This is a genomic window from Planomonospora sp. ID82291, from assembly GCF_015711645.1.
GTDB lineage: Bacteria > Actinomycetota > Actinomycetes > Streptosporangiales > Streptosporangiaceae > Planomonospora.
Genome location: NZ_JABTEX010000004.1, coordinates 353234 through 369163, shown reverse-complemented (window position 1 = coordinate 369163; position 15930 = coordinate 353234). Strand labels below are relative to the sequence as shown.

Sequence of the window (15930 nt, the reverse complement as noted above, 5' to 3'; positions counted from 1 at the left end):
CCATGCCCCGCATTTCGGCCGCGACGATAGGCGAGCACCGCGCGCAGACGCGCGAGCGCATCCTGCAGGCGGTCTCGCGGCTCTCCCGCGGTCAGGGCATCGACGCCATCTCCATGACCGACGTGGCCGGCGAGGCCGGGATCACCCGCACCGTGCTGTACAACTACTTCCCGGACAAGGCCGCGCTGCTGCTGGCCTTCACCGAGCAGGTGACGCACTACTTCATCGAGGCCTACGAACGCGAGCTCGCGGACGACGCCCCGCCCGCCGAGCGGCTGCGGGTGTTCGTCCGGCTCCAGCTCGCCGGGCTGCTCGCCCACCCGCACCCCGGGCCCGCCGACCTGTCGGCCGCACTGGGCCCCGACGCCTACCAGCGCCTGGCCGAGCACGTCGCGCCGATGCAGCGGATCCTGACCGGCATCATCGAGGGAGGGGTGGCCTCCGGCGACTTCCAGGCCGCCGACGTGACCGCCACCGCACGACTCATCCTGGCCGTCATCGGCGCGGAGCGGCTGCCGCTGCTCGACGGCACGGTGCAGGTGGAGGAGGCCGAGGGCATCGTCTCCGGATTCGTGCTCCGTGCGCTGGGAGCCGGTTCACCGGAATCACCGCGACGACCGCGATCGGCGAATCAGTAAAACCGGCCGCCACCGTAAAAGAACCGTCACCAGGCTTTGATCAATCATGGCGTTAATTCGCTGAAACGACTCCACCGGTACGGGATGCTTATTCGCGGCACCCCGAGGACGGCCGGATGCGGCCCGCCACGGAAGCCTCAAAGAATTCCCCGTTCCATTCCCATGGAGGAAAAAATCATGATCCGTCGTATTCTCGCCGGTGTGGCCATCGCAGGTCTCGCGGGCGTCGGCGCCCTGGCCGTCGCCGGCACCGCCTCGGCCGGCGACTGGGGTCACGACCGCGGCACCACCTACGTCGAGGGCGGCAACCACAACGAGATCCTGAACGACCTCCTGGACCTCGCGCTCCTCGGCATCATCGACAACTGATCCTCTCTGCGCGGCGGCGGGCGCCCGGTCCCGAGATCAGGCACCCCGCCCGGAGACGGTCCGCCCCCGGCGCTCCCGCCGGCCGGATACATTCACCCCATGAATGGCGTCCACCACGGGAAACCGTCTTACCTCTAGGCACGACCCCGATTCCAGGGGAACTTCTGGCGCGTTGATCAACGCAATAAAAAGCGGCTCCATGGCCTGTTCCCGGCCATGGAGCCGCTTTTTTCGATCCTCTCAAGGAATACATCGCCGCTTCCGGCCGGAATCCCACCGGCTGCGACCACGCCCGCGCCCCGCGCCGATCCCGCACCGACCGGTCCGGGGCGGGGGCGGGAGAAGGGCCGAGCGGGAGAAGGGCCGAGCGGGAGCCGCGCCGGGCCGTACGCCGGGAGGCGGTCCGGTCGGGTGGCCCCGGAGGCGCGCGCCCCCGGAGGCCGGTGAAATGTCGGTGGCGGGGGTTAGCTTTCGATCGACCCCGACCCGAGGAGCCTTCCCATGTACCGCCAGGGCGACATCCTGATCGTGCCCGTCCCCGAGGAGACCGTGCCCGCCGCCGTCCGGACCGCTCCCTCCGCGCCGCGCGACCCCGGCGGCCGGCTCGTGCTGGCCCTGGGCGAGGCGACCGGCCACGCCCACGCCGTCGTCGGCCCCGGCGTCCTGGTCCGCAGCCCGCACCCGATGGAGCCCGACTTCCTCCACCTCCCCTCCGGGGGCCGCGTGGTCCACGAGGAGCACGCCGCGATCCCCCTCCCCAAGGGGTGGTACCGCGTGCAGCGCCAGCGCGAATACGTCCCCGGCGCGTTCCGCGTCGTCGCCGACTGATCCCGGGAGACCGACGAGATGACCGTCACCATCGAACTCGCCGACGCCCTGACCGCCGCCGCCCGCGACTGGGAGGAGACCGCCTTCCGCACCGGGACCGCCGACCGCACCGAAGCCGAGGCCGGCGTGCGGTCGGCCTACCGCGCCGCCGGGCTGGCGGAGCCCGAGGAGATCGTCTGGGTCGACTCACCGCTCGCGGGCGCACGGGCCGCCGCCGCGCTGGACGCCGGCCGGCCGGTCCGCGAGGAGGTCAGGACCCGGCAGTGGGAGCGGGCCAGAGCCGCCGTGCACGCCTCGCTCGGCACCGCCGACTGGTCGCTGGCCTGGTCTCTGACGGGAGGCCGGCTCTGGGGCCCGATCGGCGACCTGGTCACGCAGATCCGGCGGGGCCTCGCCGCGGCGGAGGAGACCGAGGATGCCGGGGCCGCGCTCCGGGGTTCGACGCTGGACGCCGTGCTGGGCCAGCAGGACGCCGCCTGGCTGGCGCTCTTCGACGCGCTGGGCAGACCGGAGACCGCGGGACTCGCCCGGGTCGCCCGGTCGGCGGGCTGGTGGTGGCCGTTCGAGCGGGTGGCCGTCGTCTGCGAGCGCCCCACCGAACTGCACCGCGACGAGCTGCACCGCCTGCACCGCGCCGACGGCCCGGCCCTGCTCTTCTCCGACGGCTTCGCGCTGCACGCCTGGGGCGGCATGCCCGTCCCCGCGGACTTCGCCGCGTCCATGGCGGGGCTGACCCCCGCGCGCATCGACGCCGAGGAGAACGCCGAGCTGCGCCGGGTGATGCTGGAGCACTTCGGTTACGACCGCTATCTGGAGGAGTCCGGCGCGGTCCCGCTGCACCGGGACGAGACCGGCGTCCTGTGGCGGATCGACCTGCCCGACGACGAGCCCGTGGTGATGGTCGAGGTGGTCAACTCCACCGCCGAGCCCGACGGCACCTTCCGGAAGTACTGGCTGCGCGTCCCGCCCGCCACCCGGACCGCCCGCGAGGGCGTCGCCTGGACCTTCGGCCTGCCCGAGGCCGACTACCGCCCCGAGCGGGAGACCTGATACCTCCCGGCGACCCGGGCGAAACCAGGAGCAGCCCTAAGAAAGCATCACCCCGCCTTGGCCGGACACGGGAGGAACCCGACGGAACGGCGCTCCCCGCCCGAGCGATGCTTGGTCACGACGACGAGCGGACGGCCGGACGCGGCCCCGCGCCGGAGTCACCGACAACTCTCCGTCTCGTTCCCATGGAGGAAAACCCATGATGCGTCGCATTCTCGCCGGAGCGGTCATCGCCGGCGTCGCAGGCCTCGCCAGCCTGGCGGTCGCCGGTCCCGCGTCGGCCGGCGGCGGGGACTACGGCCGGGGCCACGACCGGCCCGACTTCACCTACATCGACCGCAGCAACCACAACGAGGTCCTGAACGACCTCCTCGACATCGCCATCCTCGGCATCATCGACAACTGATCCCCTCCCTGAACGGCTGAACGCGGCGGCGCCTCCGGCTTCATCGCACCGGGCGCCGGCGCCGACGCCGGAGGAGGAATCCGTGTCCCGGTCGTCTCCGCCGGCCGGAGAGGACCGAGCGTGAACCGTCGAAACGGGGGCCGCCCTCCCGTGGAGACACCGCCCCTCCCATGGAGGGATCTTCTGGTGATCAGTGAGTGAAGGAGCGGTTCCACGGCCGTGGAACCGCTCCTTCGCGTCGTCCTCTCCGCGGAACCCTGCGATGCCGCGCCGGAGAACGCCCCGCCGGCAGGCCCGGAACGACGCGGAACCGCGGTTCCGCACGGGTCACCAGCCGTGCGGGACGCGCTCCAGGACGCCTCCGGCGAACACGTCGTACAGGCCCGTCTGCTCCAGGTGCACGTAGCCGATGTGGCAGTCGCACAGCGCCGCCGGGCACGGCCGGGCCCGGCGCCGGAACGTCCCGTCGTAGAGGTTGCCGAGCACGGCCGGGACGAAGTGGCAGCGTCGCACGGTGCCGTCGCCGTCCACGGACACGACGCTGTCGCCGGTACGGCAGGCCCGCCCGGCGCTGCGGTGCGGGAAGCGGCTGTGGTGGAACAGCGGGTCGATCTCCGTCCAGTCGTCCGCCTCCGCGTCGGTGTACAGGCGGCCCTCGGCGGCGTTCACCCACAGGTACACCTCGCGCGGCAGGTCGGCGCGGAGCCTGCGGGCCCGGTCGAGGTGCTCGGGCAGGCCGACGACGCCGACGCTGAACCGCACGCCCCGGTCGGCCAGGTCGCGGCACCTGCCGAGGAAGCGGTCGTAGGCGACCTGGCCGGGGTGGTAGGTCGCCCAGAGGGCGAGCGTGTCCAGGTCGGCCTCGGCCAGCCAGTCGGTCCGGCCGCTGAGGTTCGTCTGGATGGCGACCCGGCGGACGTGCGGCAGGTGGCTGAGCCCGGCCATCGCCCGGCGGTACCAGGACCGGACGAGCCCTTCGCCCCACGGGGTGAACAGCACGGAGACCGGGTGGTCCCGTCCGGCCACCCAGCCGGTGAACCGCTCCAGCGCCGCCCGGTCGGCCCGCAGCCGCTCCGGGCTGTCGCGGCGCTTGGCGAACGGGCAGTAGGGGCAGTCGTAGTCGCAGCTGGCCAGCGGCCCCCGGTAGAGGATCGACAGGTGGCCGTCACCGCCGGCGCCCTCCGGACCACCGACCGGCGGGCGGGCGGTCACCGGGCCTCGTATCCGGCCATCAGCGCGCGGACCCGGCCGGAGAAGAGCGCCGGGCCGATCGCGTCGGAGTACGCGAGGCCCTCGGCGGTCAGCCGGATCCGGTCCGCTCCCCCCTCCGGCCCGCCGACCGGCTCCAGCCAGCCGCGGTCGGCCAGGAGCGCCAGCTCGCCGCCGAAGTCGTCGGCCGCCTCGGTGCCGAACCGGTCCCGGTAGGCGGCCGGGTCCACGCCCTCGGCCTGGAGCAGCGACTGGATCAGGTGGCGCCTGCGCCGCTCCTCCGCGTCGAGCCGGAAGCCGACGTTGGCGACCGCGAACTCCTCCGGCGCGAGCCGTACGTAGTCGTCGATGATCGCGCGGACCTGGCCGACGGCCACCGCGTACTCGTAGGAGTAGTGGAGGTCGGCGGTGTAGGAGCGGGCCCCGCAGCCGAGGCCGACCATGCCGTCGCGCTGGCAGCAGTACTCGGTGGCGTTCCCCGTCCCGGGCAGCCGGAACATCCGCATCGACACCTGCTCGTACCCGGCGGCCAGCAGGTGGTCGCGGCCCTGCCGGTAGAGGGCGAGCCGGTGGTCGTCCCAGTCGCGGGCCCGGCGGCCGAGACCGGTGAGCGGGCGGACGTACAGCGGGTACAGGTAGATCTCCTCGGGCTTCCAGGCCAGCGCCGCGTCCAGGGAGTGGCGCCACGACCGCTCGGTCTGCCCGTCGATGCCGTAGATCAGGTCGAGGTTGAGCGCCTCGAACCCGGTCTCCCGGATCCGGCCGAGCGCCGCCTCGACCTCGGCCCGCTTCTGCGGCCGGACCGCTGCGCGGGCCTCGGCGTCGACGAAGCTCTGCACGCCGATGGAGACGCGCGTCGCGCCCCGCTCGGCCAGCACCGCGAGCCGGTCGGCGGTCGCGGTGGCGGGCGAGGCCTCCACCGACAGGGGCACGGCCCGCAGGTCCATGCCCATGATCTTCTCGGTGAGGTCGAGGAGCCGGGTGAGCTCGCCCGCGCTCAGGTAGGTCGGCGTGCCGCCGCCGATCGCCGCGGTGGCGAACCTCGGCGCGTCCAGGGCGTCCCGTACGGCGTGCGCCTGGCGCTCCAGCGCGTCCAGGTAGGCGGTGACGAGCTCCTCGGGCGCGCCGGTCCGGGTGAACAGGTTGCAGAACCCGCAGCGCACCTCGCAGAACGGGATGTGCAGGTAGAGGGAGAGGCTGCCGGTCGGCTCGCCCGCCCACACCTCCCGCAGCGGCGGGCGCGGCTCCAGCGGCCGGTAGGCCGTCTTGTGCGGATAGGCGTAGACGTAGCCCTGGTAGGGGCCGGAACCGTCACCGGGATCCGGCGCCGGGCCGTGGCCGTCTCCGGACGGCGGGGCCTCCGCCACCTGCGCCTGCACCGCCGCCCGCGGGGGAATCGGGGTCAACGCCACTCTCCCTGCTTCAACTCGAACTCGCCGTAGGGCACGGTCCAGACCACCTCGTGGCCGATCCGATGCCCGATGTATCCGTCTTCACCGTAGGCGGTGCCGTGGTCGGAGCAGACGATCGCGAACCCCGGCCGCTCTCTGCTGACCAGAGCGAACAGCCTGCCGATGTGCCGGTCGACGTACTCCAGCGCGGCGGCGTGGCTCTCGACGCCGTCACCGTGCCCGCGGGTCGCGCCGGGCAGGTGGAACCAGTTCGGCTGGTGCAGCGCGGAGACGTTGACGAACAGGAACACCGGCCCGTCCGCCCGCGCGACGGCCCGCTCGGCGCACGCGATCTGCTCCTCGAACGAGGTGGGGGACGTCACCCCGAACCCCGGCTCCCAGTGGCTCTCGGCGAACATGCCCGGCAGCACGGACCCGAGCGGGGTCAGCTTGTTGAAGAAGCCCACCCCGCCGACGCAGATCGTGCGGTAGCCCGCCGCCGCCAGCCCGGCGGGCAGGTCGGGCGCGTCGAACACCCAGGTCCCCTCCGCCGTGGTCTCGCTGCCGGGGAAGGCCGCCGCGAACAGCCGGGGGTGCGGACCCGGTGCGGCCGGGGTCGGCAGGAACCCGGCGAGGATCGCGGCGTGCGCGGCGTAGGTGAAGCCGCCGGGGCTGTGCCGCCGCTCCCACCGCCCGCCGGGCAGCGCCCGGGCCAGGTTGGGCAGCCGGCCCGCCCGCAGCAGGTCGTCGGCCACGTCGTGGCGGAGCGTGTCGAGCGTCACCAGCAGCAGGTCGTGGCTCCCCACGATCCGGTTCATGTCCCGCGTCACGTCCGCGCCTCCGCGGCCTCCACGGCCTCCGCGACCTCCGCGGCCTCCCCGACCTCCGTGCGCTCCGCGGTCCTCCCGGCCCGCCCGGGCTCCTCCGGGCCCGGCGCGGCGGGCCCGTCCCGCTCCCCGGTGCGCCCGGGACGGGCCGGTCCTCCGGCCCGCCGCCCCAGGACCGCCCGCACCTGCGCCCCGTAGGTGTCCAGCCCTTCGGCCCCGCTCCCCGGCAGGCCGGTCAGCCCCGGCAGCAGGTCGCCGAAGGCGTTGACCTCCGCCACCGCCACGCTCCGCCAGTCGGTGCCGACCATCACGTCGACCCCGACGGCCGGGCTCCCGGGGAAGCACGCCGCCGCCCGCGCGCACACGCCGAGCATCCGTGCCCACCCCGGCGCGCCGAGCCGGTCGCGGACCGCGTCCAGGTCGCCGCGGACCCCGCCCAGGTGCAGGTTCGTCATGGGGTGACGGCCGGCGCGCACGACCGCGTGCGTGGGCACGCCGCCCACGACGACCACCCTCAGGTCGAAGGTGAGTCCGCCCATGCCCGCCTTGGGGAACCAGCGCTCGACGTGGAGCCCGTCCGGTGCCAGCCGGTCGACGATCGTCGCCACTTCGGCCTCCCGGTCGTAGGAGCGCACCCGCAGCGAGTTGTACAGGCCGCCGTCCGCCGGTTCCACCGACGTCACGGCCCTGACCCGGCTCCCGGCGGCGTGCAGGGCGATGATCCCGGAGGCCGAGGAGCCGTGCGCGGGCTTGACGAACACCCGGCCCCATCCGGCGTCGGCCATCTGGCGGCGCAGGGAGGCGTAGCCCTCGACCGGTCCGGGCAGCGCGGGCGGCACCGGCACCCCGGCCGCCGCCAGCCGGGCGTGGCAGAGCCGTTTGTCGAACATCACCGCGATCTCGCCGGGGTCGGCGAGCAGCACCGCGCCGGGTGTGCGCCGTACGGCCTCGCGGACCCGCGCCGTCCCGGCGGTGAGGGAGGCGTGCCAGCGCGCGCCCCCGCCCACCCGGGACGGCTCGCCGGGCCCGCGCAGCAGCGCGTCGGCCTCGGGGTCCTCGCCGGGCGAGTCGACCCGGACGAGGGTCCCGGGTTCCAGCCGGATCTCCTCGCCCCGCAGCACGGAGGTCCACGGGACGACCTCGGGCGGGCGCAGGCCGTACCGGGCGCAGGCGTCGGCGAACATCGTCACCCGCCGGTCGCCGGGCGTGCCGACGACCGCCAGGACCGGATCTCCGCTCACTCCGCCACCGCCACGTAGCGGCCGTCCGGGTCGAACGCGTACGGCTCCCGCGCCGCGCCCATGAGCAGGGTCGTGGTCTCCGGAAGCGCCCCGGCGAGCCGCTGCGCCATCGGGGCGCCGACGTAGTGGTGACGCAGGTCCAGCGTCTTCAGGTGCCCCAGCGGCTGGCCGGCCAGCAACGCCTCGGCGCCCGCGTCCGACAGGGTCCCCATCGACAGCGCCAGCGACTCCAGCCGCGCCACCACCGGCGCCGACGCCACCGCCGCCGCCACCTCGTCCTGGATCTCGCTGTCCTGCAGCCCCAGATGCCGCAACGCCGGCAACCGGTCCCCCGACAGGACGCCCTCCAGATCGGCCACCGTCGCGTCACCGCCGTAGTCGGAGACGCCGAGCCACAACTCCAGATGCTCCAGCGCGGGGAACTCGCAGGCCCCCACCGCGCGCACCACCCCGGCGGGCAGCCCGCCGCTCTCGAAGCGCAGGACCTTCAGGCGCTCGTGCCGGACCGGCCGCAGCCGCAGCCCGTTGCCCCCTCTGACCTCCAGCACCTCCAGCTCCGGGAACGCCTCCAGCAGCGGGGTGAGGTCGCTCTGGTGGATCCAGGAGATCTCGCACTCGTCGGGCGGGATGTCGCCCAGCACGATCGCGCGCAGGGCGGGGAAGCGGTCGGCCGCCTCGGTGAGCAGCCGCACGGCCTGCTCCGACGAGGCGGCCGGGTCTCCCCACATCTTGAAGACCAGCTCGCGGACCACCGTGGTGTCCGCATCGGCCAGGAACCGGGCGAAGTAGTCCTCGAACGACTCCTCGTGGTCGTACTGCTCGTTCAGCCAGAGCGACCACGCCTGCGCGCGCGGCAGCGGCTCGCCCTCGCCGTCGCCCAGGTCTTCGTCCAGGTCGAGGTCCTCGTCGGCGAGGCAGGGGAAGCCCTCCAGCGGCAGGGTGCCGAATCTCCTGAGACCGCCCCGCGCCATCCCGCTCACTCCCCCACGGCGACGTAGCGCCACTCGTCGCCGGGATCCCCCCGCTCGGCCAGGTCGATCTCGGCCTCCGGCAGCGCCCTGCGGATCCGCTCGGCCATCGCCTCGCTCAGGTAGTGGTGGTACAGGTCCAGTTTCTTCAGGTGGGTCAGCGGCTGGCCGGCCAGCAGCGCCTCGGCGCCCGCGTCCGACAGGGTCCCCATCGACAGCGCCAGCGACTCCAGCCGCGCCACCACCGGCGCCGACGCCACCGCCGCCGCCACCTCGTCCTGGATCTCGCTGTCCTGCAGCCCCAGATGCCGCAACGCCGGCAACCGGTCCCCCGACAGGACGCCCTCCAGATCGGCCACCGTCGCGTCACCGCCGTAGTCGGAGACGCCGAGCCACAACTCCAGATACTCCAGCGCGGGGAACTCGCAGGCCCCCACCGCGCGCACCACCCCGGCGGGCAGCCCGCCCGTCTCGAACCGCAGGACGCGCAGGGCCTCGTGCCGGACCGGCCGCAACTCCAGGCCGCTCCCGCCGCGCACCTCCAGGCGCTCCAGCTTCGGGAACGCCTCCAGCAGCGGGGTGACGTCGCTCTGCCGGATCCAGGAGATCTCGCACTCCTCCGACGCCATCGCGCCGAGGAAGAGCGAGCGCAGCTCCGGGAAGCGCGCCGCGTTCTCCGTGAGCAGCCCGACGACCGCGGAGCTGTCGTCATCGTAGGCCTCCGCCCACCCGCCGACGATGACCGCCTTCACCCGCGTGGTGTCCACCGCCGTCAGGAAGCGGGCGAACCGTTCCTCGAAGCTCTCCTCGGAGTCGTAGACGGCCGCCGAGACGCGCCACGCCACCCGGTCGGCGGGGGGAAGCTCCCCGCCGTCCTTGTCGGGCGCGTGCGCGATCGGCAGTCCGGCGTAGACCCCCCGGGAGAGGTCGCCGAGGCTGTCGTTGAACTCGCTGTAGTCCATCCGGGGCTCCTGTCAGGCGGAACGCGACGGACCTGTCCTACCAGAGATCGCCGACACTTCCCGCATCACGGCGGAAGAGGGACCGCGCGCGGCGGGGAATCAGCCGGACGGACCCGTTGTTCGCACGGTCCTGGAACGCGGCCCGCCGCCCTGCCGGGACCCGGCGGACAGGACGGGCCGCGACGGACACCGAGGACGATGATCTCCATGGACGACGGCCGCATCCGGTTCGCCTCCCCCGCCGGACGGTGGGTCCTGCTGGCCACCGTGCTCGGCTCGGGCGTCGCCCTGCTGGACGGCACGGTCGTCAACGTGGCGCTGCCCGCGCTCGGCGCCGGGCTGGGCGCCGGCATGGCCGGGCTGCAGTGGACGGTCAACGCCTACACGCTCACGCTCGCCGGGCTGATCCTGCTCGGCGGCGCACTCGGCGACCGGTACGGCAGGCGCCGGGTCTTCCTCGCCGGTGTGGTCTGGTTCGCCCTGGCCTCGGCCCTGTGCGGCCTGGCTCCGGACCTGGAGACGCTCGTCGCGGCGCGGGCCCTGCAGGGCGTCGGCGGGGCGCTGCTCACCCCGGGTTCCCTGGCGATCATCCAGGCGTCCTTCGACCCCGGCGACCGGCCCCGGGCGATCGGCGCCTGGTCCGGGCTGGGCGGGGTGGCCGCGGCGGTCGGGCCGCTGCTCGGCGGATGGCTGGTGGACGCGGCCGGCTGGCGGTGGGTGTTCCTGATCAACCTGCCGGTGGCCGCGCTCGTGGTGGCGGTCACCGTACGGCACGTGCCGGAGAGCAGGGACACCTCGGCCACCGGGCGGTTCGACGTGCTCGGCGCGGTGCTGGCCGCCGCGGCGCTGGCCGCGATCACCTACGGCCTGATCGACCTGCTCCCGCTCCCGCTGGCCGTCGGCGCCGCGCTGGGCGCGGCGTTCGCCCGGCTGCAGGTGCGGCGCTCGCCAGAGGCGCTGGTGCCGGTCGGGGTCTTCGCCTCCCGGGTGTTCACCGCCGTCAACGCCGTCACGTTCGTCATGTACGCCGCGATGGGCGTGGTGTTCTTCCTGCTGGTGGTCCAGCTCCAGGTCTCCTCGGGCCTCTCCCCGCTGCTCGCCGGGTCGGCGATGATCCCGGTGACGGTGCTGATGCTGCTGCTGTCGTCGCGCGCGGGCGAGCTGGCCAAGCGGGTCGGGCCGCGGCTCCCGATGACCGCGGGCATCCTGGTCTGCGCCGCCGCGCTGCTCTGGATGGCCCGGATCGGCGAGGGCTCCGGCTACGCGGTGGACGTGCTGCTCCCGGTCTCCCTGTTCGGCCTGGGCCTGTCGGCGGCGGTCGCGCCGCTCACCGCGACGGCGCTGGGCGCCGCCGAGGAGCGCTACGCCGGGGTGGCCAGCGGCGTCAACAACGCCGTGGCCCGCACGGGGAGCCTGCTCGCGGTGGCCGCGATCCCGCCGCTGACCGGACTGACCGGGGACGCCTTCACCTCCCCGGCCGCCTTCACGGCGGGCTTCCGCACGGCGATGCTGATCGGCGCGGCGATGATGGCGGTCTCGGCGCTGATCGCCTTCCTCACCGTCCGAGAGAACGTGCTGACCGCCCCGTAGCCGAGACCTCGGTCGTACAGTCCAGGTCTAGACAGACTGGACAGGAGGCGGCTCATGACCGCATGGCAGGTCCAGGAGGCGAAACAGCGCTTCAGTGAGGTCGTGCGGCGCGCGACGGACGAAGGGCCGCAGATCGTCACCCGGCACGGGGAGGAGGTGGCCGAGGAGTGGGGACGGCTGAACGCCGTACGTCCGCTTCCGACGGCGGACGGCCTGATCGCCGCGACGGCCCGGGTGAACGGCTGGACGCTCGTGAGCCGGAACGTCGAGGACTTCGAGGGCACGGGGGTGTCCGTCGTCGACCCGTTCGCGTCGTACGGCTGACGCCGGACCTGGGGGCAGGAAGGGCCTGTCACGCGAAGGCCGCGGGCGGCTCCGGCCGGTAGGGGTCGCGGAGGGGGACCAGCCGGCCGGCGAAGTCGGCCTTGATCGTCTCCATTCTCGGGCCGGGAGCGTAGAAGCGGCCCTTGGTCTCGCCGTACGGCCGCAGCCAGCCCTTGGCCGTCAGCTCGCGCAGGTCGCGGGCGGCCTGGCCCTGGCTGAGCGACTCGTCCGCCTGGTACATGGTCCGGCGCAGCCGCCGGTTGACGAAGACCTCGTACAACGCCGAGACGCAGCGGGTGTGCAGGCCGTCGGCGTCGACGCCCTCCTCCAGCACGGTCCACACCTCGCCGGCCTCGCGCAGCCGCCGCCGGACCTTCTGCGCCTGCATGTGGTGGCAGCGGAGGTTGAACCTGACCCAGGGGAGCGTGTCGCCGTGCGGGCTCCACCGCTTCCCGCCGACCTCGCCGAGCACGTTGTAGTAGTCGTACGTCGTGCGTCCCTGCCCGAGCCACTCCTCGATCGAGGCGAACTCCGGGGTGAGGATGCGGTCGCGGCCGAGCACCAGGGTCTGCAGCGCGCGGGAGCCCCGGCCGTTGCCGTCCCGCCACGGGTGGATCTTCACCAGGTTGAAGTGCGCCATGGCCGCGCGGACGTAGCCCGGGGCGTCCAGGTCGCCCGTGTTGAGCCAGTCGACCAGCTCGTCGAGCAGGCCCGGGACCGTCTCCACATCCGGTCCCTCGTAGACGACCTCACCCGTGCCGGAGTCGCTGATGAAGATGGCCCCCGGCCGGACCGTGCCCGGCGTCTTGTCCCGGTGGTGGCCGATCATCATGAAGTTCAGCGCGTGCAGCAGGCCCGCGTCGTAGCGGAAGACCGCCGCCCGGGACAGGAGCTGGATGTAGGTCATCGCCTGCTGGTATCCGGCGATCTCCCTGGCCACCGCCGGGGAGGCGTCCAGCGGCTCCTCCCCCGCCATGATCGACCCGATGTCCTCGGCGCTCGCCTGGTAGCCCTCGATCGCGTTCGACCCCTGGATGGCCAGGGCCTGCAGGTGCCTGCGGAGCTGGCCGTCCCAGCGGTGCGTCTCGGCGAGCCGGTGCCGCAGGTCGGTGCGCATGTCCTCGATCTCGGCGAGGACCTTCTCGTCTTCCGCGTCCAGCGCGGGCGTGCCGTACAGCATGCCGCCATGACAGCATGATAAGATCATTCGGTCAAATGCATTGATTATTTATTTATGAATGTGCGGTTCGCCGGAGACGTCCCCATCGAATCCCCGGAAACGGGACGGCCGCCGTTGACAACGGTGATCTCCCGGATGAGGGTGACGGCACACGCGTCCAGAAAGGCGGATCCGGTGCGGCTGTCCCGATGGATCATGTCGGTCCTCCTCCTGGCGTGCGGCCTGACAGGCGTTCCGGCTCCCGCGTCGGCGGCTCCGCAGATCGCCTGGCGGCCGTGCCCCGAAGATCCCGCGGTCGAGTGCGGGTCGGTGGGCGTGCCGGTGGACTGGTCGCGTCCCGACGGCCCCGGGATCGAGATCGCGGTGGCCCGGCGGAAGGCCGGGGACCCGGCCCGCCGCGTCGGCACGCTGGTGTTCAACCTCGGCGGCCCGGGCATCGGAGGCGTACGGGAGACCGTCAACGCCGCCGGGATCTTCTCCCCGGAACTGCTGGAGCGGTTCGACCTCGTCGGCTTCGACCCCCGCGGCGTCCCCGGCAGCCCGCCGGTGCTCTGCCCGGCGGGGACGTCCAGCGTCCCGGACAACCCGGCCACCGCCGAGGAGTACGACCGCATGCTGGCCCGGCTGAACGCCTACGACAAGGCGTGCCGCGAGCTGTCCGGGCCGGTGTTCGACCACGCCGACAGCGAGAGCACCGCCCGTGACGTCGAGGCGGTCCGCGCCGCGCTGGGCGAACGGACGATCTCCCTGTACACCCTGTCGTACGGCACGCTGCTCGGCCAGCGGTACGCCGAGCTCTTCCCCCACCGGCTGCGCGCGCTGGTGCTGGAGGGCAACCTGGACCACAGCCTCCGGCGGCCGGTGGACTTCCTGACGGCCAGGGCCCGCACCTCGGAGCGGACGTTCCGGATGTTCGGGGACTGGTGCCGCGGACCGGGTTCCGGGTGCTCGCTCGGCGGGCAGGACCCGGCGGAACTGCTCGACGGGCTGATGGCCCGGGCCGCCCGCGGGGAGATCCACGAGCCGGGCGTCCCCGAATTCGTGCTCACGCCCGAGTGGCTGGCGGCCAGGATCGACTCTCACGCGGCGGACCAGTCCTTCTGGCCCCCGCTCGACGACTACCTCATCGCCCTGCGGGACCAGGCCGCGTCCGGCGCCGCACGGGCCCCCGAGCCCACCGAACCCCCGGAGTCCGTGGAGAACCCGTACGCCGCGATCTTCTGCTCGGACTTCCGCTGGCCCATCCGCGACTTCGGCGAACTGTCACGGATCCGCGACGCCGTGCGGCGCGCGGCCCCGCACCTGCGGTGGACCCTCACCGGCTGGCGGGACGTGGCAGGCTGCCAGGGACGCGACATCGCCGTGCGCAACCCGCAGCGCCCCTACCGCTTCCGGCCCGGCACGCCGCCGATCCTCCTGGTGAACGGCCGCCACGACGTCGCCACTCCGCACGAGTTCGCGGTGACGGTGGCGCGGCGGATCCCGCGCGGTACGCTGCTCACCTACGAAGGCGTCGGCCACTGGACCTACGACGCCAGCCCCTGCGCCCGCGCCGCGGTCGACCGCTATCTGCTGACCCTGGCGCTGCCCCGGCCCGGCGCCACCTGCCCCGCCGTGCCGGTCACCGCGGAGGACCCCCCCACCGGTGGTGAGAACCTCGCCCGTCACCCGTCGGCAGAGACGTCCGCGCCGTTCAGAAGGTGAACTTCTGGCTCCGCACGCTGTTGTCGAAGTTCGACAGCAGCAGCTCCGGCTCGCCCACCGACCGCACGTTCGGCAGCCGGGTGAACAGCTCGCGGAACATCGTCCGGATCTCCTGGCGGGCGAGGTTGGCCCCCAGGCAGAAGTGCGGGCCCGGACCGCCGAAGCCCACGTGCCCCTTGGCGTCGCGGGTGATGTCGAACCGGTCGGCGTCGGGGAAGACCGTCTCGTCGCGGTTGGCCGAGCCGTAGAAGAGCACGACCTTGTCGCCCGGCTTCAGGTGCAGGCCGCGCAGGTCGTAGTCCTCGGTGACGGTCCGGCGGAACTGCATGATCGGCGAGACGTGGCGGACCATCTCCTCGATCGCGCCGCCGATGCGGCCGTCGAAGTCCTCCAAGAGCAGCCGCCGCTGCTCGGGGTTGTCGGTGAGCAGCTTGATGCCGTGCGCCATGGTGTTGCGCGCGGTCTCGTTCCCGGCGACGAGCAGCAGCGCGAAGAACGAGCCGAGCTCGCGGTCGGTCAGCCGCTCCCCGTCCACGTTGGCGGTGACCAGCGCCGAGACCAGGTCGCCGCGGGGATCGGCGGCCCGCTCCCGGCCCAGTCCGATCACCATGCGCTGCAGGGCGAGCAGGGCGAGCATGTTGCCCACGGCCATCCGCACGCTCCGGGCGAGGCTGGGCCGCACGCCGGTGTAGGCGGTGGAGACGTCCACGTGCCGGTGGACCCGCTCGCGCAGGTCGTCCGGGACGCCCATCATGTCGCAGATGACGTGGATGGGCAGCCGGGCGGCCACCTGCTCGACGAAGTCGCCGCCGGGACCCGCCGCCACGGCGTCGTCGACGATCCGGGCGCAGGCCTTGTCGATGTCGCCCTGCAGGCCGGAGAGCATCTTCGGGCTGAACGCGCGCGAGACGATCCGGCGCAGCCGGGCGTGGCGGGGGTCGTCCATGTTGACCATCGACTCGCCGAACACGTGCTTGACCCAGCCCGGCGGCTCGGGGCTGCTCGCGGCCGGCTCGCTGGAGAAGACCTTGGCGTTGCGGCTGGCCTCCACCACGTCGGCGTGGCGCACCAGTGCGTAGAACCCGCTGCCGGAGCGGAGCAGCGGCACCCGCTTCTCGGTGAAGAACACCGGCCGCTCCAGCTCTCTCAGCCGCGCGAACGCCTCGTGCCGCTCCTTCGTCGGACGGCGCCAGAACCCCAGATCAGCCAGGTCGATGTCCATCCGCCCATCCTGGCACGCGCT

16 protein-coding genes are annotated in these 15930 nt (G+C 73.4%); 8 read left to right on the top strand and 8 right to left on the bottom strand.

The genetic code is table 11. The features are described 5' to 3' along the window. The first annotated feature begins 2 nt into the window (after nucleotides 1–2). From HS045_RS26155 to HS045_RS26135, 5 genes are all read left to right on the top strand, one after another. Entirely contained in the window at nucleotides 3–638 is a 636-nt protein-coding gene (locus HS045_RS26155; protein WP_196454125.1) for a TetR/AcrR family transcriptional regulator, read from the top strand. 201 nt (nucleotides 639–839) lie between these two features. Further along, nucleotides 840–1007, top strand: coding sequence for a hypothetical protein (locus HS045_RS26150; protein ID WP_230884825.1), 168 nt, complete (start codon nucleotides 840–842; stop codon nucleotides 1005–1007). A 501-nt stretch (nucleotides 1008–1508) separates the two neighbouring features. Beyond that, the gene (locus HS045_RS26145) at nucleotides 1509–1835 is read left to right on the top strand and encodes a hypothetical protein (RefSeq protein ID WP_196454123.1); all 327 of its coding nucleotides are present in this window, start codon (nucleotides 1509–1511) and stop codon (nucleotides 1833–1835) included. An 18-nt stretch (nucleotides 1836–1853) separates the two neighbouring features. Next, on the top strand, nucleotides 1854–2885 hold the full coding sequence (locus HS045_RS26140) for a DUF6745 domain-containing protein (protein WP_196454122.1): 1032 nt from the start codon (nucleotides 1854–1856) through the stop codon (nucleotides 2883–2885). 199 nt (nucleotides 2886–3084) lie between these two features. Beyond that, nucleotides 3085–3291, top strand: coding sequence for a hypothetical protein (locus HS045_RS26135; protein ID WP_196454121.1), 207 nt, complete (start codon nucleotides 3085–3087; stop codon nucleotides 3289–3291). A gap of 327 nt (nucleotides 3292–3618) precedes the next feature. On the opposite strand, the gene HS045_RS26130 is transcribed toward HS045_RS26135, so the two are convergent. The 6 genes from HS045_RS26130 to HS045_RS26105 are packed head-to-tail and all read right to left on the bottom strand — an operon-like array spanning nucleotide 3619 to nucleotide 9889. Beyond that, complete coding sequence (locus HS045_RS26130; RefSeq protein ID WP_196454120.1) at nucleotides 3619–4503, bottom strand: STM4011 family radical SAM protein; 885 nt, start codon at nucleotides 4501–4503, stop codon at nucleotides 3619–3621. Beyond that, nucleotides 4500–5867 (bottom strand): STM4012 family radical SAM protein, encoded by a 1368-nt coding sequence (locus tag HS045_RS26125; protein WP_196454480.1) that lies wholly within the window; start codon nucleotides 5865–5867, stop codon nucleotides 4500–4502. Before HS045_RS26125 ends, HS045_RS26130 begins: the two co-directional genes overlap by 4 nt. Before the next feature lie 35 nt (nucleotides 5868–5902). After that, complete coding sequence (locus HS045_RS26120; protein WP_196454479.1) at nucleotides 5903–6709, bottom strand: STM4013/SEN3800 family hydrolase; 807 nt, start codon at nucleotides 6707–6709, stop codon at nucleotides 5903–5905. Between the two features lie 8 nt (nucleotides 6710–6717). Continuing rightward, nucleotides 6718–7959, bottom strand: coding sequence for an STM4014 family protein (locus tag HS045_RS26115; RefSeq protein ID WP_307827725.1), 1242 nt, complete (start codon nucleotides 7957–7959; stop codon nucleotides 6718–6720). Next, the gene (locus HS045_RS26110; RefSeq protein WP_196454119.1) at nucleotides 7956–8930 is read right to left on the bottom strand and encodes an STM4015 family protein; all 975 of its coding nucleotides are present in this window, start codon (nucleotides 8928–8930) and stop codon (nucleotides 7956–7958) included. Before HS045_RS26110 ends, HS045_RS26115 begins: the two co-directional genes overlap by 4 nt. A 5-nt stretch (nucleotides 8931–8935) precedes the next feature. Beyond that, nucleotides 8936–9889: an STM4015 family protein gene (locus HS045_RS26105; protein WP_196454118.1), complete on the bottom strand. Its 954-nt coding sequence runs from the start codon at nucleotides 9887–9889 to the stop codon at nucleotides 8936–8938. Between the two features lie 198 nt (nucleotides 9890–10087). Here HS045_RS26105 and HS045_RS26100 point away from each other — a divergent pair, with 198 nt between their 5' ends. Together HS045_RS26100 and HS045_RS26095 are read left to right on the top strand one after the other, a co-directional pair. Next, the gene (locus HS045_RS26100) at nucleotides 10088–11479 is read left to right on the top strand and encodes an MFS transporter (protein WP_196454117.1); all 1392 of its coding nucleotides are present in this window, start codon (nucleotides 10088–10090) and stop codon (nucleotides 11477–11479) included. A gap of 54 nt (nucleotides 11480–11533) precedes the next feature. Further along, on the top strand, nucleotides 11534–11803 hold the full coding sequence (locus HS045_RS26095) for a type II toxin-antitoxin system prevent-host-death family antitoxin (protein WP_196454116.1): 270 nt from the start codon (nucleotides 11534–11536) through the stop codon (nucleotides 11801–11803). Between the two features lie 28 nt (nucleotides 11804–11831). On the opposite strand, the gene HS045_RS26090 is transcribed toward HS045_RS26095, so the two are convergent. Further along, on the bottom strand, nucleotides 11832–12983 hold the full coding sequence (locus tag HS045_RS26090) for a Fic family protein (RefSeq protein ID WP_196454115.1): 1152 nt from the start codon (nucleotides 12981–12983) through the stop codon (nucleotides 11832–11834). Nucleotides 12984–13178: 195 nt separating this feature from the next. On the opposite strand from HS045_RS26090, the gene HS045_RS26085 reads away from it, so the two are divergent. After that, nucleotides 13179–14687 carry an alpha/beta hydrolase gene (locus tag HS045_RS26085; RefSeq protein WP_196454114.1) on the top strand — a complete coding sequence of 503 codons (1509 nt, stop codon included), beginning with the start codon at nucleotides 13179–13181 and terminating at the stop codon, nucleotides 14685–14687. Here HS045_RS26085 and HS045_RS26080 read toward each other — a convergent pair. Beyond that, complete coding sequence (locus HS045_RS26080; RefSeq protein ID WP_196454113.1) at nucleotides 14677–15909, bottom strand: cytochrome P450; 1233 nt, start codon at nucleotides 15907–15909, stop codon at nucleotides 14677–14679. The two genes, HS045_RS26085 and HS045_RS26080, sit on opposite strands and share 11 nt — an antisense overlap. Nucleotides 15910–15930: the final 21 nt, after the last annotated feature.